The organism is Candidatus Enterococcus moelleringii, from assembly GCF_017377575.1.
Taxonomy (GTDB): Bacteria; Bacillota; Bacilli; order Lactobacillales; family Enterococcaceae; genus Enterococcus_A; species Enterococcus_A moelleringii.
Genome location: NZ_JAFREM010000031.1, coordinates 38,513 through 63,411, shown reverse-complemented (window position 1 = coordinate 63,411; position 24,899 = coordinate 38,513). Strand labels below are relative to the sequence as shown.

Here is a 24,899-nt window from a genome sequence, read left to right as displayed (position 1 = left end):
AATGGCCATTAATCTTGAAAAGATCAGCGATTTTTTCGGTCTAGCTGATGAAGATGAAGTATATGAAGAACCTGTTGTTACGCGACAGCCAGTCGTAAAACAACCCAAAAGAGAGAAACGGGCACAAAAAAAGCCGATGGTGAATAAATCGCAACAACCAACAAGAAAAGAACCTGTGAAACGTACGACAGAAAGCGTACCTGCAGCTGTCAAGCAACCTGCAAAAGTTCGACAACCGGAGAAGTCAGTGATAACCAAACCAGCGAATGCTGTTCCATCTGCAAAAAGGACAGAAAAAGTGATCAATATGCCAAATAATGAAGCGATGCAAAGAAGAGCAGCGACACAAGCTGCTGCAACTGCAAAAACGCGTAAACGAATTTCAGTGGTAGAACCTAAAGCCTATAATGAAGCAATGGTAATAGCAAAGCGTATTGCCCAAGGCGAAGCGGTATTGATTAACTTTCAATCATTGGATGATGGGCGTGCCAGAAGAATCGTTGATTTTTTGACAGGTGCGGTGTTTATGATCGATGGAGATATAAAACGAGCCGGAAATGAAATGTTTCTTTGTATCCCAGCGAATATGGAGATAGATAATTCTACTTTGCAGTCAATGGGTGATCAAGACATTTTTGGACTCGAACTATAAAGGAGACAATTAATTGATATTATTTAATTTGTTATACTTGATCAATCGTTTGGTCAACCTGTATACGGTATTATTAGTCGTATATGCATTGCTTTCTTGGTTCCCCGGTGCGTATGAATCCGCTTTGGGAAGACTGCTGGGCAAAATCTGCGAGCCATTTTTAGATTTATTTCGTCGTTTGCCATTACAGTTTGGCGGCATCGATTTTTCGGTTATGGCCGCAATCATTGCGTTAAATTTTATTGTGCGAATTCTCAATCAAGTAATTTACAGCATGATTTATTAGAGGGGGTGAGGGTATGAATGAGAATGTCTATCAGCATTTTCGACCTGAAGAACGCCCATTTATAGATGCAGTCGGTGACTGGTTAGAACAAGTGGAAAGCCAATATGCTCCATATTTAACAAATTTTTTAGATCCGCGTCAAGCATATATTCTTGAGGTGTTAACTCGTGAAAATAGCGACTTGAAATTTATGTTTTTTGGTGGATATGAACAAGCTGAGCGTTGTCGCTGTATGATTTATCCAGAATACTTCGAACCTACTAAGGACGATTTTGAAATCATCATGATCGAAATAAAGTATCCGCAAAAATTTACTGAGCTTTCTCACGGTAAAGTATTAGGTACTATGATGAGTGCAGGAATGAAGCGGGATTACTTTGGGGATATTATTTCTGACGGTGAACGTTGGCAAGTTTTCTTGGCCCGTGAAACGTCGAACTACATTGAATCACAAATCACAAAAGTTGGCCGTGTCACTGTTCATTTAGAAGAAAGACCGTATACGGAGATTATCGTCCCCAAAGACACTTGGTCTGATGAAAGTGCGACTGCTTCTTCATTAAGGCTTGATGTGATCATCTCTACCGTATATAATATTTCCAGACAGCGATCCAAACAATTAGTCGAGACTGGAAAAGTAAAAGTAAACTGGAGCGTTAATGAGCGCCCCGATTACTTGTTGGATTTATTGGACGTTATATCGATTCGCGGTTTTGGACGAATCCAGGTTCAAGCAATTGAAGGAAAAACAAAGAAAGAAAAAATCCGTTTGCGCCTAGGCGTTTTACGAAAATAAACTGATGAGGTGACATGAATGGCTTTAACTCCACTAGATATTCAAAACAAAAGTTTCTCTACCAAAATGCGTGGGTATAATCAAGACGAAGTTGATGACTTTTTAGATATGATCGTTCGCGATTATGAAGACAGCATCGCGAAAAATCGCGAACTTGAAAAAGCATTAAAACATGCTGAAGAAAAATTAGAGTACTTTAACGAACTGAAGGAAGCATTGAATCAATCAATCGTTGTTGCTCAAGATACTGCGGATAAAGTGAAATCGTCTGCCAGCAAGGAATCAGAAGTAATCGTGACCTCCGCTCAAAATAGAGCAGACGAATTGATTACCAATGCTGAGAAGAAAGCTCACTTGTTGACTTCAACTGCGGAAGAAAGAGCTAGAGAAATTTTAAGCGATGCCACAAGCCAAGCTCGTGAATTAGCGGCTGAAACGAATGACTTGAAGAAGAAAACTCGTACCTTCCATCAACAATTACTATTGCTGTTAGAAACACAATTAGATCAAGCTAAGAGCGGCGATTGGGAAGAAATTCTAAAACCGATGACTGCTTACGTGAGTGACAGCAATGACCTTATTAAGGAAGTCTTAGCTGAAGAGCTTGACAATGATCCGGGCTTTACAGTACACTCAGGTGAGTCAAGCGTTGACGCAGCTCATGATGATATGGGATTAACCATTGATATTCCTGAGTTGATTAAAACAGATCAAACAGACGAAAACTAGAACAGAAAAGCTGATTAGATTCTTTTAGCGAGTCACTGACGGTGGAAGTGTGGCAGACCCTCTAATGAGAGAGATCCTCTAGTTTAATTTTACAGGTGAATGGTAAAGTAGCCTGTAACGATTCATCTCGTTATCGATGAAGAGGAAATCAGTATGATTTCAAATCTGGGTGGTACCACGACAAGTTCGTCCCTTTGCGGGATGCACTTGTCTTTTTTTATGTTTATATTTAGGAAAGGAAGTCGAAGTAGCGTGAAAATGAAAGAAACCCTGCTATTAGGAAAAACGGCTTTCCCCATGCGCGGCAATTTGCCTAATCGCGAAGGCCAATGGGAGAAAGACTGGGAAGAAAATAAAGTATATGAGAAACGCCAAGAAATCAATGAAGGCAAACCAACCTTCGTTTTACATGATGGACCTCCTTATGCCAATGGAAATATCCATATCGGACATGCCTTAAACAAAATCAGTAAAGATATTATTATTCGTTCAAAATCGATGTCAGGATTCCGGGCACCATACGTTCCTGGTTGGGATACCCATGGTTTGCCAATCGAGCAGGTTTTGACGAACAAAGGGATCAAACGTAAAGAAATGACGATGGCTGAATACCGCCAAAAATGTTATGAATATGCGTTGACGCAAGTTGACACTCAACGTGAAGATTTCAAACGTTTAGGCGTTGCAGGTGATTGGGAAAATCCTTACATCACATTGACACCAGATTACGAAGCTGCTGAGATTCGTGTATTTGGTAAAATGGCTGAAAAGGGCTATATTTACAAAGGATTGAAACCTATTTACTGGTCACCTTCAAGTGAATCATCTTTAGCTGAGGCTGAAATTGAATATAAAGATGTAAAATCTGCTTCAATTTATGTGGCTTTTCCAGTAAAAGACGGTAAAGGGTTATTAGATACAGATACGTCATTTATTATCTGGACGACCACTCCTTGGACCTTACCTGCGAACCAAGGGATTGCAGCTAATCCTAGCTACGTTTATGCTTTAGTGGAAGCTGACGGTGCAAAATACGTGGTTGCGAAAGATTTAATTGAAACTGTTCAAAAAGAAATTGGCTGGGAAGAAGTCAGTGTACTAAAAGAGCTTAAAGGTACTGATTTAGAATACATGACAGCAACTCATCCATTCTATGACCGTGAGTCACTAGTAATCTTAGGAGACCATGTTACGTTAGAAGCCGGTACTGGTTTGGTTCATACTGCTCCTGGACATGGGGAAGACGACTATTTTGCCGGTAAGAAGTACGGTTTGGAGGTATTATCTCCAGTTGATGACCGTGGAGTATTCACGGATGAAGCGCCTGGCTTTGAAGGGATCTTTTACGATAAAGCGAACCCTATGATTACAGATATGCTGAAGGAAAATGGGAAGTTATTGAAATTAGACTTCTTCACTCATAGCTATCCTCATGACTGGCGTTCGAAAAAACCGGTTATCTACCGAGCAACGCCACAATGGTTTGCTTCAATCGATAAATTCCGCCAAAATATCTTGGACGAAATCGAAAAAGTCGACTGGATTATTCCTTGGGGCAAAACGCGTTTGTACAATATGATTCGTGATCGCGGCGACTGGGTTATTTCTCGTCAACGTGCTTGGGGTGTGCCATTACCGATTTTCTATGCTGAAAATGGTGAAGCGATCATTACACCAGAAACGATTGATCATATTGCTAATTTATTTGCTGAACACGGCTCAAATGTCTGGTTCGAGAGAGAAGCGAAAGATTTGCTGCCGGAAGGATTTACTCATCCTGGTTCACCAAATGGCGAATTTACCAAAGAAAACGACATTATGGATGTTTGGTTTGATTCTGGTTCTTCTCACGAAGCAGTCTTGCGTCAACGGCCTGAATTAACATTCCCGGCTGACATGTATTTGGAAGGTTCTGACCAATATCGCGGCTGGTTTAACTCAAGTATCACGACAAGTGTGGCAATCAATGGAGTTGCTCCTTACAAAGCGGTGTTATCACAAGGGTTTGCTTTAGATGGTGAAGGACGTAAAATGTCTAAATCACTAGGAAATACTATTGTTCCAGATAAAGTCATTAAACAAATGGGTGCTGACATCCTGCGCCTTTGGGTAAGCAGCGTCGATTATGAATCAGACGTACGTGTTTCGATGGATATTCTAAATCAAATCTCTGAAGTTTATCGTAAAATCCGCAACACGATGCGTTTCTTATTAGCTAATACGACTGATTTTAATCCTGAAACAGATGCAGTCAGCTATGAAGAAATGCGATCAGTGGATAAATACATGATGGTACGCTTGAATCAAGTAATCCAAAGTGTCAGAGATGAAGGCTACGATAAATACAATTTCGTGCATATCCATAAAACGATCGTTAACTTCTTAACCACTGATTTATCAGCTTTCTATTTAGATTTTGCTAAGGATGTTGTTTACATTCAAGCAGAAGATGATTATGAACGTCGTTGCATGCAAACAGTCTTCTATCAAGCGGCTGTGGCTTTGACAAAATTATTAACCCCAATTTTGCCGCATACAGCTGAAGAAATCTGGTCATTCTTGAAAGAAGAAGAGGAATACGCTCAGTTAGCTGAGTTGCCAAGCTATCAAGAGTTTGCTAATCAGGCAGAATTAGTGGATACTTGGAAAGCCTTCCTGGATTTCCGCGACAAAGTTTTGAAGGCTCTAGAAGCAGCCCGTAACGAAAAAATTATCGGACGTTCTCTGGAAGCGAAACTGACAGTTTATCCAAATGAGCAAGTGAAGACTTTATTAGCAGCTGTTGATGCCAACTTGCCGCAATTGCTGATTGTTTCTCCGGATTCTTTCAGTATTTCTGATGAACAAGCGCCTGATAATGCAATGAAATTTGACGACGTTGCTTTATTAGTCGAAAAAGCAGATGGCGAAGTCTGCGATCGTTGCCGTCAAGTTCGCACAACTGTAGGGCAGGATGAAAAATTACCAACTCTATGCGCATCTTGTGCTGAAATTGTTGAAGAAAACTACCCTGAAGCAGTAGCAGAAGGCTTCGAAAACTAAAAAAAATAAGGCGAGTGGATCAACTATACGATCCACTTGCCTTTTCTTTTAGTCTAATTTTCCTCGTTCACGGTACCAAGTATCGGGTTGCCAAATCCATTCATGACCATTTTTCTCAAGTAAATCAAACGCTGCTTTTGGTCCCATCGTTGCAGCTGCATAATTTGGGAAATCTGGAGTTGTTTGATCCCAAGTTTCGCGAATCCGATCTACGATTTCCCATGAGTTGGCAACCTCGTCCCAATGGGAGAAGTTTGTGCCATCGCCACGTAAGGCGTCCAACAATAGTTTTTCGTATGCTTCAGGACTATTTTCGGTAATCTCTGCTGATTGACGGAAGTCCATTTTTACTGGTTCGGGACTAAAGCCTTGTCCAATTTGCTTCCCGTTTAGGGTTAATGAAAATCCTTCGGTTGGTTGGATGTAAATGGTTAACACGTTTTCGGCTAATTCTGGTGAAACATCTTCGTTATCAAAATGGAAGACATTAACCGGTACTTGTTTGAATACAACATTGATCCGTGTTCCTTTTTCCGTCATGCGCTTACCGGTTCGAATATAAAAGGGAACACCTGACCAGCGGAAGTTGTCGATTAAAAATTTCCCAGCTACAAATGTTTCGGTGGTTGAATCTTCGGCGACGTTGGGCTCCTTGCGATAAGGAATGAATTCTTTAGTATCTAACCTGCCGGCGTCATATTGACCGCGAACAAAATTTTCTACAACTTCTTCCTTAGTATAACGACGAATCGCTTCTAAGGCTTTTACTTTTTCCAAACGAATCGATTCATCGGAAAACGAAACGGGTACTTCCATTGCTAAAAGAGAAACAACTTGCAAGATGTGGTTTTGAACCATGTCTTTTAAGGCGCCACTGTTTTCGTAATAGCCGCCACGGTCTTCAACACCTAAACTTTCGGAGAAGGTGATTTGAACGTTATCAATGTAACGGTTATTCCACATAGATTCAAAAATATTGTTGGCAAAACGTACCACTGCGATGTTCTGAATCATTTCTTTTCCTAAGTAATGATCAATTCGGAAAATATCTTTCTCAGGAAAAACTGCTCGAATTTGTTCATTTAACTTATTGGCGGACTCGTAATCAAAGCCAAAGGGTTTTTCAATGACCAAACGGTTGAAGCCATCTTCGGTCAAAATGCCTTGCGATTGCAAATGTTGAACAATGGTACCGAAAAATTGAGGTGCCATGGCCAAGTAATAAACGCGGTTGTTCTTTAATTGATATTGCTCGTCCAGCTTCCGGGTCAGCTCTCGCAATTCGTCGTAATGCTTCGTATCATTAACGTCGTGAGAAAGATAGTAGAAATGACTAGCGAATTCTTCCGCCTCAGCTGGAGATGGCTGTAATTCGGCAATGGTTTCTTTGACAATGCCGCGATAGTGTTCGTCGCTCCAAGGTCTGCGAGCTGTACCGATCACAGCGAAGTGTTCCTTGAGGTTACCTTTTCTATATAAACGGAACAGGGAAGGATATAGCTTTCTTTTTGCTAAATCGCCAGTTCCGCCGAAAATCGTGAATAATGCTGATTGATCCATGTATTTCCACTCTCCTTATAGTTGATCAACAAATATGGTGCTGGCAGCTTTGTAGCTGATGCTTACTGTCTTCTGGTCATTGGTTAAAGTAATCGGACCTTCATAGGCTGCAATATCTGTAATAGTAAAATCCTCGTGAATCTCGACTTCAAGGTTAACGAGGTAATCCAATAGATCCTTTTCGTCTAAGACGCGAGCAATACGAATATTCGTACCTACTGGGTAATCCACCAATGTTTGTCGTTCCTTTTCATGAATTACTTGTCCGTCTTGGGGAATCATTCCACCGTGAGGACAGTATTTCGGATGTTCAAGATAAGTATCAAGTCTTTTTTCCAGCTGTGAAGAGGTTACGTGTTCTAACACCTCAGCGTCATCATGGACTTCATTCCAGGAGAAACCTAAATGGTTCACAAGAAATACTTCCCATAGTCGGTGTTTGCGAACAAGAGTACTTGCTTTTTCTAAACCTAACGGAGTTAGTTGTACTCCTTGATAAGGTGAATGACTAACTAGTCCTTCTTTCACTAATTTGGATATCATTTCACTAACGGAGGCGCCAGAGATGGTCAGCCCAGAAACAATTTGTTTGTTGCTGACTTTTTGTTTGTCGCCGCCTAGCTCTAATATCAATTTTAAATAATCTTCGCGGTTTGGTGTCATAATGAGTCATCCTTTCAAGACTTGCGCATATCAGAATTAGTTTATCAAATAATCGGATTTTTTACCATTTGATTCAACTTCTTTATTCTGAGATTATTAAGGTTGACTGACAGAACGAAAAAAAATTTCTAAGAAGTATTGCGTAACGCAGGCAAACAAGGTAATATATTAAAAATAAATGAGAATTGTCAAAATATTTAAAGGAATGGTGCCAATATGTCGAATCAGACGCTATCTGGAGCCCCAACCATGTACAGCCCTTCATTTGAGAAGGACGCATGTGGTATGGGCTTTATTGCTCAAATGTATGGAAATGCATCCAGAGAATTAGTTGTACATGCATTAACAATGCTGGAAAGAATGAATCATCGTGGTGGAACTGGAGCAGAGCCGGATACAGGAGATGGTGCCGGAATTTTGATCACTCTACCTGATCGTTTTTTCCGTCGTGAAGCGGAGAAACAAGCGATCACGCTGCCTGCTAAAGGCGAATATGCAGTAGGTATGTTCTTTTTACCTACAGAAGAAAAGCAAAAATTAGGGTTAATGCAAGCAATTATCAATGACATCGAAACGGCTGGTTATCCAGTCATCTGGCATCGTGATGTCCCATTCCAATTTGAAAATTGCGGACCGGGCGCTCAACAAGTTATGCCAAGCTTTGTTCAATTGTTTGTCAAAAAACCGATGGATGTTAAGGCTGGTCGGATGTTTGAAGACCACTTGTATCGTATGCGCCGAAAATTGGAAAAGACCTATCATTCTAATGAAATGTCACTGTGCAGTTTGTCAGCTAAAACAATTGTTTACAAAGGGATGCTGCATGCGTATCAAGTCGGCATATTTTATGAAGATTTACAAGATCCTGATTTTGAAGCGAGTATTGCGGTGGTCCACTCACGGTTCTCCACCAATACCTTCCCAAGTTGGGACCGGGCGCAGCCATTCCGCTTTTTAGCCCACAATGGTGAAATCAATACCTTACGCGGTGCTGAAAACTGGATGAAGAGCCATGGCGTCGAAGTCTACAACGAAGAAGATTCGGATTCCGCTAAATTGGAAAACTGTATGGAATATTTGTATCGTAATGGTCGTGATATTCCACAAGCGTTAATGATGATGGTTCCTGAAGCTTGGTCTGAAGAGGCTGGTCTTGGGGAAGAAATGACCGCTTTTAGTGAATACAATGCCAGCTTTATGGCACCTTGGGACGGACCTGCTGCTTTATGCTTCACTGATGGGGACACAGTAGGGGCTGCTTTAGACCGTAACGGTTTACGCCCATCCCGTTACTCAATTACTAAAGACGGTTTAGTACAAGTCGCTTCCGAATCGGGTGTGGTTGACTTTGAAGCATCCAATATTGTTGAAAAAGGTGTTTTAGGACCGGCTAACATGATCTTAGTAGATACAGTTAAGGGACGTTTCTATCGTAATGAAGAAATCAAAGAAAAATATGCAAAAAGCCATCCATACCAAAAATGGTTGGAAAAAAATCGTTTAGAAATAGATCAACTGACAACGAAAGCTTCAACTGAGACAAAAATGACGGAAGCTGAATTGAAACAAATGTGGCGTTTAAACGGTTATACAGATGAAATCATCCGCGGTGCGATCCTGCCAATGGCGGAAAATGGCGAAGAGCCGGTTATTTCAATGGGTTTTGATGCACCATTAGCTGTGTTAAGTGAAAAACCGCAGTCGTTGTTTACGTATTTCAAACAGCAATTTGCGCAGGTGACCAACCCGCCGATCGACGCGATCCGTGAGCAACTGGTTATCGGAACAGAAATGTTCTTAGGTCGTGATGGGGACATCAGTAAGGATGTTGCTGTCAACTGTCAGAAACTAAAAATTGAAAGTCCAGTTTTAAATACAGAAGATTTTCAGAAAATCGTTTCATTGAATACGAAAAATCAAAAGACAGTCACCGTTTCAACGCTCTATACACTGGGTGAAACAACTAGTCGTTTAGAAGATGCGTTAGAACAAATGTTTAAAACTGCTGAAGCAGCGGTGGATAAAGGAGCGACAATCTTAGTATTAAGTGACCGGAATCCTGAAGAATCGAAAATGGCAATGCCGATTCTTTTAGCTGTTTCCGGGCTGCATAATTACTTAGTTCGTAAAGGAAAAGCGTCATTAGCCAGCATTGTGGTTGATTCTGCTGAAGTTTGCGAGGTTCATCACTTCGCTACCTTGATCGGCTACGGCGCTAGCGGTATCCATCCATATGGAGCATATGCGACCTTACAGGACTTCTCAGTTGAAAACGGCTTTGAAAAATATCGGAAAGCTGCTGAAAAGGGTATCGTTAAAGTCATGTCCCGGATGGGGATTTCAACGATTGCCGGCTATCATGGTGCGCAATTATTTGAAGCCGTAGGGATTAGTCAAAAAGTTACTGATCAATACTTTACTGGTACAGCTAGTCGAATTGGCGGCTTGTCATTAGCTCAAATCGAAGAAGAGTATTTGCATCGTTACACGTTAGCTTATGGTTCAAGAGCCAATGATTTCTTAGCTTCAGGCGGAAGCTTCCAGTTTAAAGCAGAAGGCGAGCATCATTTATACAACCCGAAAACAATTTACAATTTCCAACAGGCAGTACGTGCCGGAGATTATGAGTTGTACAAACGTTATGCGGCTGAAATGAATGAAGAAGCGGATAAAGAACCAACTACCTTGCGCTCTATGTGGGAATTTGCCAGCAAGCGTCAACCAGTGAAGTTGTCTGAAGTTGAGCCAGCTTCCAGCATTGTGAAGCGATTTAAAGTCGGGGCGATGTCTTATGGTTCATTAAGTGAAGAAGCCCATCAATGTATCGCCGAAGCCATGAATGCAATTGGCGCAAAATCCAACAGTGGTGAGGGCGGAGAAAACCGCAATCGTTTCAAACCACGTGCAGATGGCAAGAACTTCAATAGTAAAATTAAACAGGTGGCTTCTGGTCGTTTCGGTGTGAATGCCGAATACTTGATGAGTGCTGAAGAGCTGCAAATCAAGATGGCGCAGGGCGCAAAACCAGGTGAAGGCGGACAGCTTCCAGGGAATAAAGTATTCCCTTGGGTGGCAGAAATCCGCGGATCGACACCAGGTGTACGTTTGATTTCACCACCACCGCATCACGATATTTACTCAATTGAAGATTTGGCGCAATTGATTTACGATTTAAAAACCATCAACCCGTATGCCAAAATCAATGTGAAATTGGTTTCTAGTACCGGTGTTGGCACGATCGCAACTGGTGTAGTAAAAGCGGGTGCCGACGTAGTAGTAATTTCTGGTTACGACGGCGGAACGGGGGCGTCTCCAAGAAACTCAGTCCGTGATGCTGGTTTGCCATGGGAAATGGGCTTAGCCGAAGCACACCAGACTTTAGCGATGAATAACTTGCGTCAACGAATGATCTTAGAAACAGACGGCAAGCTGATGACCGGCCGCGACGTTGCCATGGCAACCTTACTTGGAGCCGAAGAATACAGCTTTGCTTCTTTAGCCTTAGTAGCAATTGGCTGTGTCATGATGCGGGTCTGCAGCTTGAATACTTGTCCGGTTGGTGTGGCAACACAAAATCCAGCCTTGCGCAAATTCTTTGTCGGCAAGCCTGAGCATATCATCAACACGATGATGTTCATTGCTGAAGATTTACGAGAAATTATGGCCGAATTAGGCTTTAGAAGTATCGACGAAATGGTTGGACAGACAGATGTCCTGCAGCCGCGCTTTGTGGCCAAAGGCAAGGCGAAATCTCTTGATTTCAGCCGGATTCTATCAACCAATGTTGGTATCGAACGTAAAGTCGCCGATCCTTTCACTGACAAGCGTCAATGGAAAGAGCTGGATCACTTTGCTGAAAATGCGATTGAAAATGGTGAAATTGTTCGCATTGAGCAGCCAATTAACAACGTAAACCGTTCTGTTGGTGCCCGAATGGGTGGTTGGATTGCTGAACGTTTTGGCAATTACGAGCTGACTCCAGGACAATTGAAATATACCTATCGGGGAATCGCCGGACAAAGCTTCGGGGCCTTTACCACCCAAGGGATGGAATTAAAACTAATTGGTGAGGCTAATGACTATGTTGCTAAAGGTCTAAGTGGTGGGCGCTTAATTATTGTTCCGCCTGAAGATGCCGCCTATGATGTTGAACATTCACCAATTGTCGGTAACGTAGCCTGTTTTGGCGCCAATCGAGGAGAAGCTTTCTTCCGTGGTCGTGCTGGTGAACGTTTCTGTGTTCGTAACAGTGGTGCAACGGTTGTTGTCGAAGGTGTCGGTGATCACGGCTGTGAATACATGACCGGTGGTATTGCGGTTATTCTGGGCTCAACCGGCCGCAACTTTGCAGCAGGGATGTCTGGTGGGGTTGCTTATGTCTATGATCCTGAAGACAAACTTGCAGGCAACTGCAACATGGAAATGGTAGAACTCTTCAAGCTGGATGAAACCGGCGATGATTCCGCTTTGAAGGAATTGTTGGAAAAACACTTAGTCTTTACTGATTCACAAAAAGCTGAAAAGCTTTTGGAAAATTGGGAAGAAGAAAAACAACATTTTGTTAAGGTATACCCAAGTGAATACCACGAAATGATTCGTGTAACCGAAGAATTAGCGAAAACAGGTTTATCCGGGGATGCCTTAGTTGAAGAAGCCTTTAACAAAGTAGTCGGCGTTCAAACCGTACCTGTTGGAAAGGAGCGTGGCTAAACATGGCAGATCCATTTGGTTTCCTAAAATATGCCCGCAAAGATAATCCCTACCGCCCAGTCGAAGAACGAGTGCAAGACTGGAATGAATTACAAGTACCACTAACTGCTGAAGAACGCCAGGAGCAAGCTGCTCGTTGTATGAGCTGCGGTATTCCTTTCTGTCATACGGGTATTTTTTACGGCGGCAAACGAGCTGTGTCCGGCTGTCCCAACGATAACTTAATTCCTGAATGGAATGACTTAGTTTATCGCGGCGAGTTTAAGAAGGCCTTTGACCGTTTAGTGAAGACCAACCCGCTGCCAGAGATGACTGGACGGGTTTGTCCCGCTCCTTGTGAAAAAGCCTGTACTGAAGGCTTGAACGGCTCTGGAGTAACCATTCACGACAATGAGCGCTTTATTATTGATAATGCCTTTGAAAATGATTGGGTCAAAGAGACTGGCTTGCCGGTTGAACGAACCAATTTCAAAGTAGCAGTAGTGGGTTCAGGCCCTGCTGGTTTGTCCGCCGCTTGGCGCTTAAACCAATTAGGTCATAACGTAACGGTTTATGAACGCAGTGATCGTGCTGGTGGATTGTTAATGTACGGCATTCCGAATATGAAACTAGACAAAGATGTCGTTGAACGTCGTATCAAGGTGATGGAAGAAGTAGGCATTCAATTTATCTTGAGTACCGAAATCGGTGTGGATATCACTGGTGAAGAATTACAAAGTCAATACGACCGTGTACTTGTCACAAGTGGTGCCAGCGTGCCGCGGGACTTGAAAGTACCTGGTCGTGAATTACACGGAGTTCAATTTGCAGTTGATTATCTAACTGAATGTACGAAAGATGTACTGAAGCATGGCAAAGAAGCAACCAGCAAGAAATTAGCAGGCAAACATGTCGTTGTAATCGGCGGCGGAGATACTGGTAATGATTGTATCGGTTCAGCTATTCGCCAAGGAGCCGCATCAGTGAAACAGTTGGAAATTACACCGCAATTGCCGCCGTCTCGTACAGCTGCAAATCCTTGGCCGGAATACCCGATGATTAACCGGACAGGTTATGGCCAAGAAGAAGGGCTGGCTGCCAATGAAGATCAGCTAACTTACTATAGTACTTCAACCACTTCCTTCATCGGAGCTGAACGGGGGCAAGTTATTGCAATTGAAACAACTCAAGTCGATGGAAGCTTCCAGCCGGTAGCTGGAACAGAAATGGTGCTAAAAGCTGATTTAGTATTGTTAGCAATGGGCTTTACCGGGGCCGAACAGCGTTTGTTGGATGGTTTTGATGTTCATGAGATTTATGATGATTACACCACTGACAATGAACATGTTTTTGTAGCGGGTGATGCCAGACGGGGACCAAGCTTAGTTATTTGGGCGATTCGTGAAGGCCGCAAAGCTGCCGAAACAGTCGATCAAATGTTACGAGCATTAGTTTATCAATAAAAACAAAAAAATTCTGTTGCGGGAGAACCTGCAACAGAATTTTTATTCTTTATACGCCAGAAATTGGGAACGAAACATCATCTGCTTCGTCGTATAGCGTTGTTGGAACACCATTTTCTGTATGAATGATTAAATGATAGCCGAATTGATCTTGAATCGTTAGTTTATTTTTCGTTAGCTCAACCAAATGATAAGCAATTTCTTTTCCATCAATGTTCATGGATAAGTCTGGATAAATGGTCAGCACGTGATGCTTAGCTTCTTTAGGATGAAAAAACGACCACGAGCCGACATAAAGCAAGCTGGGATCTTCAGACACAGCCTCCTCTTTGCGCAGGAACAAACCTAACGCGCCAGCCACAACAGAAGCACCTAGAAAAACATGCCATTTTCTTTTCATCAAAAAGCTCCTTCCCAATAATCTTCCATTTTACTATATAATAAAGAGTGCCTGGTGACTATCGGGCTTAAGGAGTATTTAATAATTTTAAAGGAATTTGATAAAGATGGAGTATTCGAATATTCAATTGGCGTATTTTATTGAGCGCCCTAATCGTTTTATTGCTCATTGTCGTTTGGTAGAGACTGGGAAAACAGTGGTTGTCCATGTGAAAAATACTGGCAGAGGCAAGGAAGTGCTGCTGCCGGAAGCTTTGGTCGCCTTAGATTATGTACCTTCTCCTAAAAGAAAAACCGATTACGATTTGATTGCAGTGAAAAAGGGTGATAGGTGGATCAATATTGATTCCCAAATCCCCAACGACTTAGCAGCTGAGGGGTTGCTGCAGAAAAAGATTGTCCTCCCTAAATTGATGGGAGAAATTATTTATCTGAAACGGGAATATCGTTATGGAAAGTCGAAATTTGATATGTATTTTGAAACGGATCAAGGAGAAAAGGGTTTTGTTGAGGTAAAAGGATTAACGCTGGAAAATCAAGGGATCGGAGCCTTTCCAGATGCGCCTACCCTGAGAGGAAAAAAACATGTATTAGAGCTGATCGAGGCAACTGCTGCTGGCTATCACAGCTATTTGTTGTTTATTGTGCAATTTTCCAAGATCAAAGTGGCGACGATTCATCAGGCGATGCAGCCAGAATTTTTTCAGGCAGTTGCACAAGCCAAGCAAGACGGCGTGACGATTTTAGCGTATAATTGTGAAGTAGATGAATCAACGATTGAGTTGCTGGGGGAAGTACCTTTTGATTTAACGCAACCGTTTATCGATCCTAATCTTTGAAAGGTGGAATAAGAATGATCAATTTAGGAATTATCGGTACAAATTGGATTACCCACCAATTTGTCGAAGCAGCGATAGCGACAGGAAAGTACCAGCTGACAGCGGTCTATTCTAGACGTTTAGAAACCGCTCAAGAATTTGGCGAACGCTATGGAGATGTTGAATATGCGGTGGATCTGTCAACCTTTTTTAATATTGCTCATCTTGATACAATCTATATTGCTTCTCCTAACAGTTTGCATTTTGAACAAGCAAAGGTGGCCATTTTAGCTGGGAAAAATGTAATTGTCGAAAAACCAGCCTTTTCCACACCCAAGGAAATGGATGAAATCATTCAATTGGCTAACGAAAAGCGAGTATTTTTCTTTGAAGCAGCTAGAAACATTCATGAGAAAGCCTTTAAAACGGTGGCTGATTTCTTACCGCTAAAGGATCGTATTTTGGGAGCAGATTTCAGTTTTTCCAAATACTCTTCTCGTTATGACCTGGTTCTAGACGGTGAAGTGCCAAATATCTTTTCTCCGCATTTTTCTGGCGGGGCGCTAGTCGATTTAGGTGTTTATCCTATTTATGCCGCACTAGCTTGGTTTGGAATGCCTAAAGAGAGTCATTATTTCAGCCAGCTGATCTCGACAGGAGTGGATGGCCTAGGCTATGGTATTCTGCGTTATGATGATTTTGATGTGTCGATTCGCACGGGAAAAATTAATGACAGCTTCCAAAAAGCAGAAATTTATTTAGACAACGGAACCTTGGAAATGAATGCCATCAACTCCATTGATGAAGCAGTTTTCCACGATCGCAACCACAAGCGTCGTGAAAAATTACCAGTGCAGCAATTAGAAAATCCGATGATTGAAGAAGCGGAAGTCTTTGCCAAGGTTATGATGAATCCTGAAGACCGTGATTTAGGATTGCTGTATGAAGAATGGGTAGAATTAGCCCGCAACGTAAACCAAGTATTATATGATATGAGAAAAAGCGCAGGCATCGTTTTTGATGCCGATGAGAAATAGAGGAAATTATGGATAACCAACAATTAACACCATTTCTACAAGAAAACTGGCAAGCAGCTGGTTTTACAGACCCATCATTGATTCAGACCGAAGTATTTGAACCTATTACGGCTGGAAAGAATTTAGTCGGAGTTGCACCTACTGGCAGCGGCAAAACCTTAGCTTATCTTTTGCCCTTAATTAATCAACTGCAGCCGAAAGAAGCCAACCAGCTGCTGATTTTGACTTCATCGCAGGAACTGGCGATGCAAGTAGTGGAAGTCGCGCGGACTTGGCTGAAGGGCTCCGAAATCAAGGTAACTTCGCTAATTGGCGGAGCAAACATTAAACGCCAACAGGATGCCTTAAAGAAAAAGCCAGAGGTCATCGTAGGAACGCCAGGTCGAGTAATGGAACTGATGACCAGCAAGAAACTGAAAAGTCATCAATTTAAAACGGTTGTTTTCGATGAAGTCGATCAACTGATTCACGGACAAAATCTGCAGTTGATCCAGCGAATCTTGAAAAGTCTGCCGCAAACGATTCAACGTTTGTATTTTTCAGCTACAGCTGACAAAGTTTTAACCGAAATTCAACAGATCGATGAAGATTTAGTGGTAGTGGATGTCAGCCATGAGGACACTAGTCAAGGTGATGTGGCACATTTTTATCTAGAAACCAGTGAACGAAAGAAAGTAGACAACTTACGACGTTTATTGAACATTCCCGCATTTTGGGGATTATTATTCTTTAATCAGCTAAGCGATCTAGGCGCGGCTGAAGAAAAGCTGCTTTTCCATAAATTGCCTGTGGCTAGTCTAGCGTCCGATCAAAACAAGCAATTAAGAAAACAAGCGATTGAAAAACTGAAAAAGCATCAGCTAGTTGGTTTACTAACCACTGATATTGCTAGTCGTGGATTGGATATTGATGCCATGCCATTTGTGGTTAATGTAGATTTTCCTAAAAGTGAAGAAAGCTATCTGCATCGAGCTGGCCGCGTAGGTCGGATGGGGAATGAAGGGATCGTCATTTCTTTCGTAACGCCGCCGGAATTAGCCGAAGCTAAAAAGACGGCTAAAAAATTAGGTATCACCATAGAGCCTGTGTATATATTCGGTGGTGCCTTAACGACTGAGAAACCAGAAGTTCATCCTGATCCAAAGAGTAAAAAAAAGAAAAGCAAAGGAAAAAAACGTAAATAACTTTTTTTCTCTTGCGCAAGCAGTCCGAAATCGCTAAAATATAGAAGTATGTCCTTGTAGCTCAGTAGGATAGAGCAATCGCCTCCTAAGCGATAGGTCGCTGGTTCGATTCCAGTCAAGGACGTCTTCTTAAAAACAGCCCCTTTAGAGTTTAAGGGGGCTGTTTTTGGGCCAATAGTATAAATCTTTTATAAAAGGGAGTTTTCTGGGGACAGAGGACTCCTTTTTTTTGTATTTTTTTATGAACCCAAAAAGGAGGGGAGTTTTATGAAGGAAAGCGGCAAAAATAGTGTTAGAACAGGAAAAAACTTGCTTCATCACAACTGAATGTTTGATAACGTTTTCAAGTTGTGATGAACTCCTGAGAATTCGGGGAAATCTAATTTAATATAAATAGTGTGAGGTGCAGGTTGATGAAAGAATTGGAAATCCAAATCATTCAAGAAAGTGTACAGCAACATCAGTTGGAGTTAAAAGAGTTTGTTGCCAAGTACGAAGCTTCTGAACAAAGCATTGTAGAGGCTTTAATGCAGATTAATCAGTTGTTAAAAACGAATTTTATTTCGGAAGGAGGGCAAGTAAGTATTTCTGAAGTTGATCGGGATCGCTGCTACCGTTATTTGAAATACAACCAAATAAAAATGTCGGCTTATTATGAAGTAGGCTGTCGTAGGGATTTATTGTTTCTGCATTTAATTTTTAGCGAGCTGGATCTTAATTTACAAGAATTAGCTGATCAACTGATTGTCAGTAAAAATACTGCTTTAGCTGACATTAAGCGCTTGAAGCTGGAGCTGGAGAAAAAAGATATCTATGTTAAGTATTCGCGAAAGAAAGGCTACTATTTATTCGGTTCTGAATTTAATTTACGAAATGAACTCTTGCTGATTATCAAAAAGATTCTTCGCAAACCTTACGGACGTTACTTATTATTGGATACGGGATACATCAAAGAAAATGAACTTTTACTTTTACGAAATCGTCTGATTCATTGTCAAGAACAAGCCCATGTCACGTTTACCGAAGAAAGTATGGAAGAATTGCCGGTTTTGCTGAGTTTGCTGATTCGTCGAGCGCAGCACTTCAAAACCAGCTGGCAGTTTCCATTGGACAATTATGATTTAGACAACACAAAAGAATACCCAATTTACACTCACATTTTTCGCGGCTTTGAAAATTTGAATGAAACGGATTTGCTCCATATGGTGATGCAGATTTTATCAGCTACGTTCGTTCAATCAAACAATGAGGTTTTTAAAAGCAGTGAAGTAAATACGGCCATCGATACCTTTATTACCTTTTTAAAAGAAGATTGTGTGATGCAATTTACGGATACCCAGGAATTAAAAAACAAACTGCTGCTGCATTTGCGGCCGGCAATTTTCCGTTGCTTGTTGAACGTAAATATCCGCAATCCATTAACGGAAAGAATTCACGAAGAATATCCAATACTCTATGACAAAATCAGTGAAGGGGTCTCTCAAATTGAACAAGTCGTGAATTGCCACTTTCCTGATGAAGAGATCGCCTTTATCGCCATGATCGTTATCAGCTCAATGCAAAGCACCCAACACATTGAAGAACAAAAGACCTTCACCGCTATGGTGCTGTGTCGCAGCGGTATGTCAATTTCAAAAATGTTGTTAGAAACATTGAAGCGCTTGTTTCCGGCTATCGAGTTTATCGGGGCTTACGCCATCAATGAAGTTGCTAAAAGCTCTATCAAACCAGATTTTCTGTTTACCACAGTACCGATTCATTCTGAAATTACGACTTTTCTTATTCCGTCCTTTTTAGATAAACAGGCAAAAGAGGAAATCAAGCAAAAAGTGACCTTGGCCATCAATCAAGACGTGAAGAAAAAAACCAAGGAATTGTATCGTTTCTTAGATGATTTGTTTCCTGATCGTAAAAAAGAGGATGCCCTTGAACGAATTGAGCGATTCTATCAAAAAGAACAAGCACTGTTAGAAGTACAGGAACACTTTTTTCAGTTGAAACCAGAGAAATTTTCTTTTTCTCAGGCAACGACATGGGAAGAAGTATTCAAACAAGCGTTTGATTTATTAAAAGCTAGAGGCAGTGTCACCCAGGAATATATCAATGTCGTTTATGACATTTTCAAAGAGGATTATCCCTTCATGATGATTGCCAAGGATACTTATCTGCCCCATGCAAAGCCAGAATTCGGTGTTCTCCAACCGGATTATCAAGTGGTTTTACTTCAAGATCCAGTCATGCTGCCGAATCAAGAGCCGATGAAAATGATCATCACGTTAGCACCATCGAGGGAGAATCAGCACGTTGAATGGCTGTTACGGCTCAATCATATTTTGTTAGCCAGTGAAACACTGCAGCAAATCAAAGAAATTTCCTCCAGTGAACAGCTGTATCGGTTCATGGAAAATTCTTTTGAAAATAATGATTATTTTAAAGAGGTGAGTAAATGTTAGGTATGGAATTGTTTGATGAAGCACTAGTATTTTTGGAACCGGATATCACCTGTAAGGAAGATCTGTTTCGCTGGTTTGCTGCCCACATGGAAGAACAAGGCTATGTGAAAGGCTCCTATTATGAAAACATCACACAACGTGAGCAGAATTTCCCGACTGGATTGCAAACTTCTACGGTAGGAGTGGCGATCCCGCATACTGATCCGGAAAACTTGGTTCAGCCTTTTATTGCAGTTGTTCGGCCAAAACAGTGCATTGAATTTGACCCTATGGGAATTGAGGAAGGTTCGATTCAAGCGAAACTGATTTTTATGCTGGGAGTTTTAAAGGACGGGCAACAGGTCATTGCATTGCAAAACTTGATGGGATTGTTGTGCAACGAGCAAGCAGTCGAAGGGCTTTTAGAAGCTTCAGATGCAAAGAAGATTATTGGAATTATCGAAAAAAACTTTGGAACAATTGAAATTTAACTATAGAAAGCAGGAATGGAAAATGAAAAAAATTATTGTAGCATGCGGCAGCGGGGTAGCAACTTCTCAGACAGTAGCCAGCAAAGTGAGTCGTTTATTGAAGGATCGAAAAGTTGATGCTTATGTGGAGGCAGTTGATTTGAAATCAGTAGATCGTTACATGGACTCCAGTGTAGCATACATTACCATTACTAAAACAACTAAGGAGTATCCAATTCCAGTAATTAACGGGATTGCCTTTTTAACGGGAATGGGACAAGAAGCGGAGCTGCAAAAACTAATTGACATTGTCAATAGTTAGAAGGAGGAACTAAGATGGAAATTTTACGTTCAGTAGTTGATTACTTATTAAGTTTGGGTGCCGCGATTTTTGTACCAATTATCATTATTATTGCTGGTTTAATTGTAGGAATGAAGATCAAGGATGCCGTAAGTGCCGGGATTACTTTAGGGGTGGCCTTCACCGGAATGACCATGTTGATCGGCTTTATGACTGGGGCGATTAGTCCAGCAGCCGAAGCTATGCTGGAAACCACTGGGATTTCTTTACCAATTGTAGACGGTGGATGGACAACCATGTCGACGATTTCGTGGTCATGGCCCTATGCCTTCTTAATGTTTCCTTTGATGATCGGCATTAATGTCTTGATGCTGGTAATCAACAAAACCAATACCTTCAATGCCGATCTATGGAACGTTTGGGGCAAAATTTTTACCGCAGTTGCCGTAGTGGGTATTACTGGCAGCGTACCATTGGCTTTCGTGGTAGCTGCAGTGCAAATTGTTTTCGAATTGAAATGTGCGGATGCCCATCAACACCGAATCGAAAAGCTTTCGGGTATTCCTGGGGTAACCTGTACCCATAAAATGGTCTTTTTAGCGGCTATTTTCTATCCGATTGATAAATTGCTGCGTAAGATTCCTGCTTTAGATCGAGAGTTTGATGCTGAATCACTAAAAGATAAAGTAGGTATTTTTGCTGAAAACCATGTATTAGGATTTATTTTAGGGATTGTCTTTGGTGTCTTAGCTCGTTATTCGGTAGCGGAAACTTTGACCTTGGCTATTCAAGCTGCAACTGCCCTGACGCTATTCCCGGTTATCACTAAATATTTCATGCAGGCATTGTCACCAATTTCAGAAGCCGTTTCTGACTTTATGAACAAAAAATTCGAAGGGCGTACTTTGCTGGTTGGTTTAGATTGGCCATTTATGGGCGGATCAAATGAAATTTGGTTAGCCGTCATTTACTCAGTGCCAATTACTTTGCTGTTCTCGATGTTTTTACCAGGAAATGAGATTTTGCCATTTGCCGGAATCATTAATATTGCTCTAGCTGTACCTGCCTTCCTAGTAACCGGCGGCAACTTATTACGGATGATTATTTTATGTACAATCGGTTCGCCAATCTTCTTATGGGTAGGCACAGCCTTTGCACCATTTATGACTGACTTAGCTAATCAAACAGGTGCAGTAGAATTGGCAGCTGGTCAAATGATTTCTAACAGCTCCATTGACGGTCCAGTTTTCACTTACGCCTTTTCTCATGTGTTTGCTTTCTTAGAAGGCAACTTTATTCCAGCAATTATTTTAGTAGTCTGGATCGGTTGCTTTGTCTTCTATTATAAAGATTTACGTCGGGAAGAAAAAGCAGCTAATGAAGCATGTGATGTGTCTGGTTCAGAAGAAATCGCTTAGGAAATCGAGGACAAGTTATGATTTATACTATCACTTTAAATCCAGCGATTGATCGTTTGGTTTTTCTAGAAGAACCGTTAGCGAAAAGAAAAAATAATCGTGCTCGGGAAATTCGCTATGATATTGGCGGTAAAGGTACCCACGGCTCCTATGCCATGTCCAAATTGAAGGTTGCCAACTTGGCCTTAGGGTTTGCTGGGGAGCAGAACTTCGCAAAGTTTACTCAGATTTTGGCGGAGAAAGCTATTTCTCATCAATTCCTAGCGGTTCCCGATTGTGCAACACGGGAATCCATCATCCTGATTGATCCTGATAATTTAGGATCTGCGATGGTGACGGAACCCAGTCTAAAGGTATCTGTTAAAGAAAAACAAAGCTTGCTGACTTTTCTTGCTGAGCATTTGAAGCCAGAAGATATGGTGCTGGTAGCCGGTTCTCAACCGGAAGGGTTTGAACTGGCTGACTTGAAAGAATTGCTGACAGTCATCCAGAAAGCGGGAAGTTTTTTAGCCTGCGACTTATCGGATGAAGCTTTACAATTGGCAGTCGAGCTGGCGGTAGACTTTATAAAACCCAACGAGTTTGAGATTGAAGCTTTAATTGACGGTCAACAAACAATCGAAGAAAAGCTAGCAGACTTAGCTGAGAAAATCACTTGTATTGTTGCCTCCCGGGGCAGCAAGGGTTGCCTATGCTACTACGGAGGAAATCAGTACAAAGTGACTGCCCCAAAAGTTTCAGAAATAAATGATACTGGGGCAGGGGACTGCTTTGTAGGTTCGTTCTTAGCAACATTCTATCAAACGCAAGACATTGAGGCTTCATTAAAAATGGCAAGCGCTTGTGCTGCCAGCAAGGTTCAACACGAAGACAGTTCATTTTTTGATGTAACAGAAGCGAATCAACTGATTCATTCTGTAGAAATTCAAATCGAGGAGGAAAATTATGCTATATCCAATAGAAAGAGCTCACCTAGCTAAGATTGTTAAAAATATTTATGACCGCTATGGAACAAACGCGGCGGGAGGAAATATCAGTGTTCGCTTAAACGACGAACATATCATTATGACACCGACATTAATGTCGCAAAATCATTTGTGTGATTTATCTCCTTATCAGATTCTAGTAGTAGATATGGATGAGAATATTGTTGAAGGAGATGGGCGCTTAACCCGAGAAATCAACATGCATATGGCTTGCTATCGTGAAAACCGCAAGATCGGCTGCGTGCTGCACGGACACGCTCGGGAATCGATGGTCTTTGCTTGTCAGGGAATGGACATGCCTAATTTGACAGAAGCGACTCAAAAATTTGGCGAAATCCCATGCCTGCCGTTTGCGCCTGCCTGTTCGCCAGAGCTAGCCGAAATTGTTAAAAATCATGTGGCTAGTTTAGGAGATGACGTCCTTTCTAAAGTTATGCTGTTAAACAAGCATGGTGTTTTGGTCTTAGAAGAAAATCTGAACAAAGCCAACGATATGCTTGAACGCCTAGAGTATAATGCCTATATTGCGTATAAAGCGATGATTTATGACAAATTGGGAATCAGCGACACGGAAAACAAAGAGTACGCTTATAATTTAGAAGAATAAAAAAGAGGTTGATCTTTCTATAAGCTCAGAAAGATCAACCTTATTTTATTGCGCCCAGTCGCCGTCTCTAAAAACCGGAACACGGCTGCCGTCCTCACGGATACCCTCAATCGACATTCTATTCGATCCAACCATGAAATCAACATGGGTTTGACTGTTGTTCAAACCAGTTTCAGCTAATTCTTCTTCAGTCATTTCAGTTCCACCTTCAACACTAAATGGGTAAGCAGCACCTAAAGCTAAGTGATTTGAAGCATTTTCGTCAAACAAGGTATTGTAAAAAGTGATACCTGATTGTGAAATAGGTGAAGGATCTGGAACAAGCGCAACTTCTCCCAGGTGTTTAGCCCCTTCATCGGTGTCTAACAGTGAGGCCAGAACATCTTGACCTTCTTTTGCTGAGAAATCAACGACTTTTCCGTCTTTAAAGGTGAATTTCATATCTATCAAAGTTGTGCCGGCATAGCTTAATGGTTTTGTACTGGTAATATAGCCATCCACACGATTACGATCGGGAGCTGTGAAAACCTCTTCGGTCGGCATATTAGCCATAAATTCATTGCCGTCAGCTGCGAAGCTTCCAGCGCCTTCCCAAATATGTTTCTTTGGTAAACCAATTATTAAATCGGTTCCTGGTGCTGTGTAATGCAGGGCAGTGAACTGTTCTTTGTTCAGTTTTTCTGCTTGAGCTCGCATGTTCTGATCATGCTCCTGCCAAGCTTTTACTGGATCATCATTGTAAATCCGAGTTGTTTTGAATATTTCATCCCAGAGCGCGTCTACTTGGTTTTCAGTTGAGTCTAATTCAGGGAAAACTTTCTTCGCCCAAGCAGGACTTGCGGCCGCGACAACTGTCCAACGCAGCTTATTCGATTGTGTGGCCTGCATAACGGCTTTTAGCGCTTTTCCCCGGGCTTGTTGGTAAGTAGCTACCCGATCAGTAGCGACGCCTAGTAAGGCATCTGGATCAGAAGAGACAATACTAATCCGGCTTACCCGTTTTTCGGCAAAAGTATCAGCTTCAGCTTTTTTATATTCAGGAACAGTAGAAATGTGTTCTTCGTCAGCATGCATTAGAAATTCCCGTTGTATTAAATCGTCATTCCATTGAACAAGTACTTGAGCAGCTCCTAGTTTATAAGCATGGGTTGTAACCAAACGAGCCAGAGGTGCTTGATCGACACTAGCGTAAACAACGACTGTATCTCCCTTTTGCGTATTGATCCCCACTTCTGTAATCAATCGGGCATATTTGTCTAGGTTATCTAAGAAATTTGGTAATACCATATCTATTCCTCCGTTTCTGTACTGTATTTATCATAGCATTTCTTGTTCGTACAAAAAAGGAATCTTCCTCAATGAAAGAT

The 24,899-nt window shown here is 41.6% G+C and carries 20 protein-coding genes and 1 tRNA gene; 17 read left to right on the top strand and 4 right to left on the bottom strand.

The window, feature by feature from the left end; genetic code table 11:
- The first annotated feature begins 1 nt into the window (after position 1).
- From JZO70_RS18975 to ileS, 5 genes are all read left to right on the top strand, one after another.
- Positions 2 to 652, top strand: coding sequence for a cell division protein SepF (locus tag JZO70_RS18975; protein WP_207675259.1), 651 nt, complete (start codon positions 2 to 4; stop codon positions 650 to 652).
- 13 nt (positions 653 to 665) lie between these two features.
- Positions 666 to 938 carry a YggT family protein gene (locus JZO70_RS18970; RefSeq protein WP_207675258.1) on the top strand — a complete coding sequence of 91 codons (273 nt, stop codon included), beginning with the start codon at positions 666 to 668 and terminating at the stop codon, positions 936 to 938.
- 13 nt (positions 939 to 951) lie between these two features.
- Positions 952 to 1,734 carry a YlmH family RNA-binding protein gene (locus tag JZO70_RS18965; protein ID WP_207675257.1) on the top strand — a complete coding sequence of 261 codons (783 nt, stop codon included), beginning with the start codon at positions 952 to 954 and terminating at the stop codon, positions 1,732 to 1,734.
- An 18-nt stretch (positions 1,735 to 1,752) separates the two neighbouring features.
- Positions 1,753 to 2,463, top strand: a complete 711-nt coding sequence (locus tag JZO70_RS18960) for a DivIVA domain-containing protein (RefSeq protein ID WP_207675256.1) — start codon at positions 1,753 to 1,755, stop codon at positions 2,461 to 2,463.
- 252 nt (positions 2,464 to 2,715) lie between these two features.
- Positions 2,716 to 5,505, top strand: a complete 2,790-nt coding sequence (gene ileS / locus JZO70_RS18955) for an isoleucine--tRNA ligase (protein ID WP_207675255.1) — start codon at positions 2,716 to 2,718, stop codon at positions 5,503 to 5,505.
- Between the two features lie 48 nt (positions 5,506 to 5,553).
- On the opposite strand, the gene zwf is transcribed toward ileS, so the two are convergent.
- Positions 5,554 to 7,065, bottom strand: a complete 1,512-nt coding sequence (zwf, locus tag JZO70_RS18950; RefSeq protein ID WP_207675254.1) for a glucose-6-phosphate dehydrogenase — start codon at positions 7,063 to 7,065, stop codon at positions 5,554 to 5,556.
- Between the two features lie 15 nt (positions 7,066 to 7,080).
- Positions 7,081 to 7,728, bottom strand: coding sequence for a transcriptional regulator EfaR (efaR, locus tag JZO70_RS18945; protein ID WP_207675253.1), 648 nt, complete (start codon positions 7,726 to 7,728; stop codon positions 7,081 to 7,083).
- A 216-nt stretch (positions 7,729 to 7,944) separates the two neighbouring features.
- Here efaR and gltB point away from each other — a divergent pair, with 216 nt between their 5' ends.
- Both gltB and JZO70_RS18935 read left to right on the top strand, forming a co-directional pair.
- Positions 7,945 to 12,438 carry a glutamate synthase large subunit gene (gene gltB / locus JZO70_RS18940; RefSeq protein ID WP_207675252.1) on the top strand — a complete coding sequence of 1,498 codons (4,494 nt, stop codon included), beginning with the start codon at positions 7,945 to 7,947 and terminating at the stop codon, positions 12,436 to 12,438.
- A 2-nt stretch (positions 12,439 to 12,440) separates the two neighbouring features.
- Positions 12,441 to 13,880: a glutamate synthase subunit beta gene (locus JZO70_RS18935; protein ID WP_207675251.1), complete on the top strand. Its 1,440-nt coding sequence runs from the start codon at positions 12,441 to 12,443 to the stop codon at positions 13,878 to 13,880.
- Positions 13,881 to 13,929: 49 nt separating this feature from the next.
- On the opposite strand, the gene JZO70_RS18930 is transcribed toward JZO70_RS18935, so the two are convergent.
- Positions 13,930 to 14,280 carry a DUF4828 domain-containing protein gene (locus tag JZO70_RS18930; protein WP_207675250.1) on the bottom strand — a complete coding sequence of 117 codons (351 nt, stop codon included), beginning with the start codon at positions 14,278 to 14,280 and terminating at the stop codon, positions 13,930 to 13,932.
- 106 nt (positions 14,281 to 14,386) lie between these two features.
- On the opposite strand from JZO70_RS18930, the gene sfsA reads away from it, so the two are divergent.
- From sfsA to JZO70_RS18880, 10 genes are all read left to right on the top strand, one after another.
- A complete protein-coding gene (gene sfsA / locus JZO70_RS18925; protein ID WP_207675249.1) occupies positions 14,387 to 15,118 on the top strand; it encodes a DNA/RNA nuclease SfsA in 732 nt (243 codons plus the stop codon).
- A 14-nt stretch (positions 15,119 to 15,132) separates the two neighbouring features.
- Complete coding sequence (locus JZO70_RS18920) at positions 15,133 to 16,134, top strand: Gfo/Idh/MocA family protein (RefSeq protein ID WP_207675248.1); 1,002 nt, start codon at positions 15,133 to 15,135, stop codon at positions 16,132 to 16,134.
- A gap of 8 nt (positions 16,135 to 16,142) precedes the next feature.
- Complete coding sequence (locus JZO70_RS18915) at positions 16,143 to 17,318, top strand: DEAD/DEAH box helicase (RefSeq protein ID WP_207675247.1); 1,176 nt, start codon at positions 16,143 to 16,145, stop codon at positions 17,316 to 17,318.
- A gap of 50 nt (positions 17,319 to 17,368) precedes the next feature.
- Positions 17,369 to 17,442, top strand: a tRNA-Arg gene (locus JZO70_RS18910).
- A 289-nt stretch (positions 17,443 to 17,731) separates the two neighbouring features.
- Positions 17,732 to 19,771, top strand: coding sequence for a BglG family transcription antiterminator (locus JZO70_RS18905; RefSeq protein WP_207675246.1), 2,040 nt, complete (start codon positions 17,732 to 17,734; stop codon positions 19,769 to 19,771).
- The gene (locus tag JZO70_RS18900) at positions 19,765 to 20,241 is read left to right on the top strand and encodes a PTS sugar transporter subunit IIA (protein WP_207675245.1); all 477 of its coding nucleotides are present in this window, start codon (positions 19,765 to 19,767) and stop codon (positions 20,239 to 20,241) included. Before JZO70_RS18905 ends, JZO70_RS18900 begins: the two co-directional genes overlap by 7 nt.
- Positions 20,242 to 20,263: 22 nt before the next feature.
- Positions 20,264 to 20,542 (top strand): PTS sugar transporter subunit IIB, encoded by a 279-nt coding sequence (locus JZO70_RS18895; protein ID WP_207675244.1) that lies wholly within the window; start codon positions 20,264 to 20,266, stop codon positions 20,540 to 20,542.
- Between the two features lie 14 nt (positions 20,543 to 20,556).
- Complete coding sequence (locus JZO70_RS18890) at positions 20,557 to 21,939, top strand: PTS galactitol transporter subunit IIC (protein ID WP_207675243.1); 1,383 nt, start codon at positions 20,557 to 20,559, stop codon at positions 21,937 to 21,939.
- Between the two features lie 17 nt (positions 21,940 to 21,956).
- Complete coding sequence (locus tag JZO70_RS18885) at positions 21,957 to 22,919, top strand: 1-phosphofructokinase family hexose kinase (protein ID WP_207675242.1); 963 nt, start codon at positions 21,957 to 21,959, stop codon at positions 22,917 to 22,919.
- Complete coding sequence (locus JZO70_RS18880) at positions 22,885 to 23,532, top strand: class II aldolase/adducin family protein (RefSeq protein WP_207675241.1); 648 nt, start codon at positions 22,885 to 22,887, stop codon at positions 23,530 to 23,532. Before JZO70_RS18885 ends, JZO70_RS18880 begins: the two co-directional genes overlap by 35 nt.
- Positions 23,533 to 23,577: 45 nt before the next feature.
- On the opposite strand, the gene JZO70_RS18875 is transcribed toward JZO70_RS18880, so the two are convergent.
- The gene (locus tag JZO70_RS18875; protein ID WP_207675240.1) at positions 23,578 to 24,819 is read right to left on the bottom strand and encodes an aminopeptidase; all 1,242 of its coding nucleotides are present in this window, start codon (positions 24,817 to 24,819) and stop codon (positions 23,578 to 23,580) included.
- Between the last annotated feature and the right edge of the window lie 80 nt (positions 24,820 to 24,899).

Coding starts and splice junctions, on each gene's coding strand:
- JZO70_RS18975 (WP_207675259.1), top strand. CDS start 2: ATGGCCATTAATCTTGAAAAGATCAGCGATTTTTTCGGTCTAGCTGAT.
- JZO70_RS18965 (WP_207675257.1), top strand. CDS start 952: ATGAATGAGAATGTCTATCAGCATTTTCGACCTGAAGAACGCCCATTT.
- JZO70_RS18960 (WP_207675256.1), top strand. CDS start 1,753: ATGGCTTTAACTCCACTAGATATTCAAAACAAAAGTTTCTCTACCAAA.
- zwf (WP_207675254.1), bottom strand. CDS start 7,065: ATGGATCAATCAGCATTATTCACGATTTTCGGCGGAACTGGCGATTTA.
- efaR (WP_207675253.1), bottom strand. CDS start 7,728: ATGACACCAAACCGCGAAGATTATTTAAAATTGATATTAGAGCTAGGC.
- gltB (WP_207675252.1), top strand. CDS start 7,945: ATGTCGAATCAGACGCTATCTGGAGCCCCAACCATGTACAGCCCTTCA.
- JZO70_RS18935 (WP_207675251.1), top strand. CDS start 12,441: ATGGCAGATCCATTTGGTTTCCTAAAATATGCCCGCAAAGATAATCCC.
- JZO70_RS18930 (WP_207675250.1), bottom strand. CDS start 14,280: ATGAAAAGAAAATGGCATGTTTTTCTAGGTGCTTCTGTTGTGGCTGGC.
- sfsA (WP_207675249.1), top strand. CDS start 14,387: ATGGAGTATTCGAATATTCAATTGGCGTATTTTATTGAGCGCCCTAAT.
- JZO70_RS18920 (WP_207675248.1), top strand. CDS start 15,133: ATGATCAATTTAGGAATTATCGGTACAAATTGGATTACCCACCAATTT.
- JZO70_RS18915 (WP_207675247.1), top strand. CDS start 16,143: ATGGATAACCAACAATTAACACCATTTCTACAAGAAAACTGGCAAGCA.
- JZO70_RS18905 (WP_207675246.1), top strand. CDS start 17,732: ATGAAAGAATTGGAAATCCAAATCATTCAAGAAAGTGTACAGCAACAT.
- JZO70_RS18900 (WP_207675245.1), top strand. CDS start 19,765: ATGTTAGGTATGGAATTGTTTGATGAAGCACTAGTATTTTTGGAACCG.
- JZO70_RS18895 (WP_207675244.1), top strand. CDS start 20,264: ATGAAAAAAATTATTGTAGCATGCGGCAGCGGGGTAGCAACTTCTCAG.
- JZO70_RS18890 (WP_207675243.1), top strand. CDS start 20,557: ATGGAAATTTTACGTTCAGTAGTTGATTACTTATTAAGTTTGGGTGCC.
- JZO70_RS18885 (WP_207675242.1), top strand. CDS start 21,957: ATGATTTATACTATCACTTTAAATCCAGCGATTGATCGTTTGGTTTTT.
- JZO70_RS18880 (WP_207675241.1), top strand. CDS start 22,885: ATGCTATATCCAATAGAAAGAGCTCACCTAGCTAAGATTGTTAAAAAT.
- JZO70_RS18875 (WP_207675240.1), bottom strand. CDS start 24,819: ATGGTATTACCAAATTTCTTAGATAACCTAGACAAATATGCCCGATTG.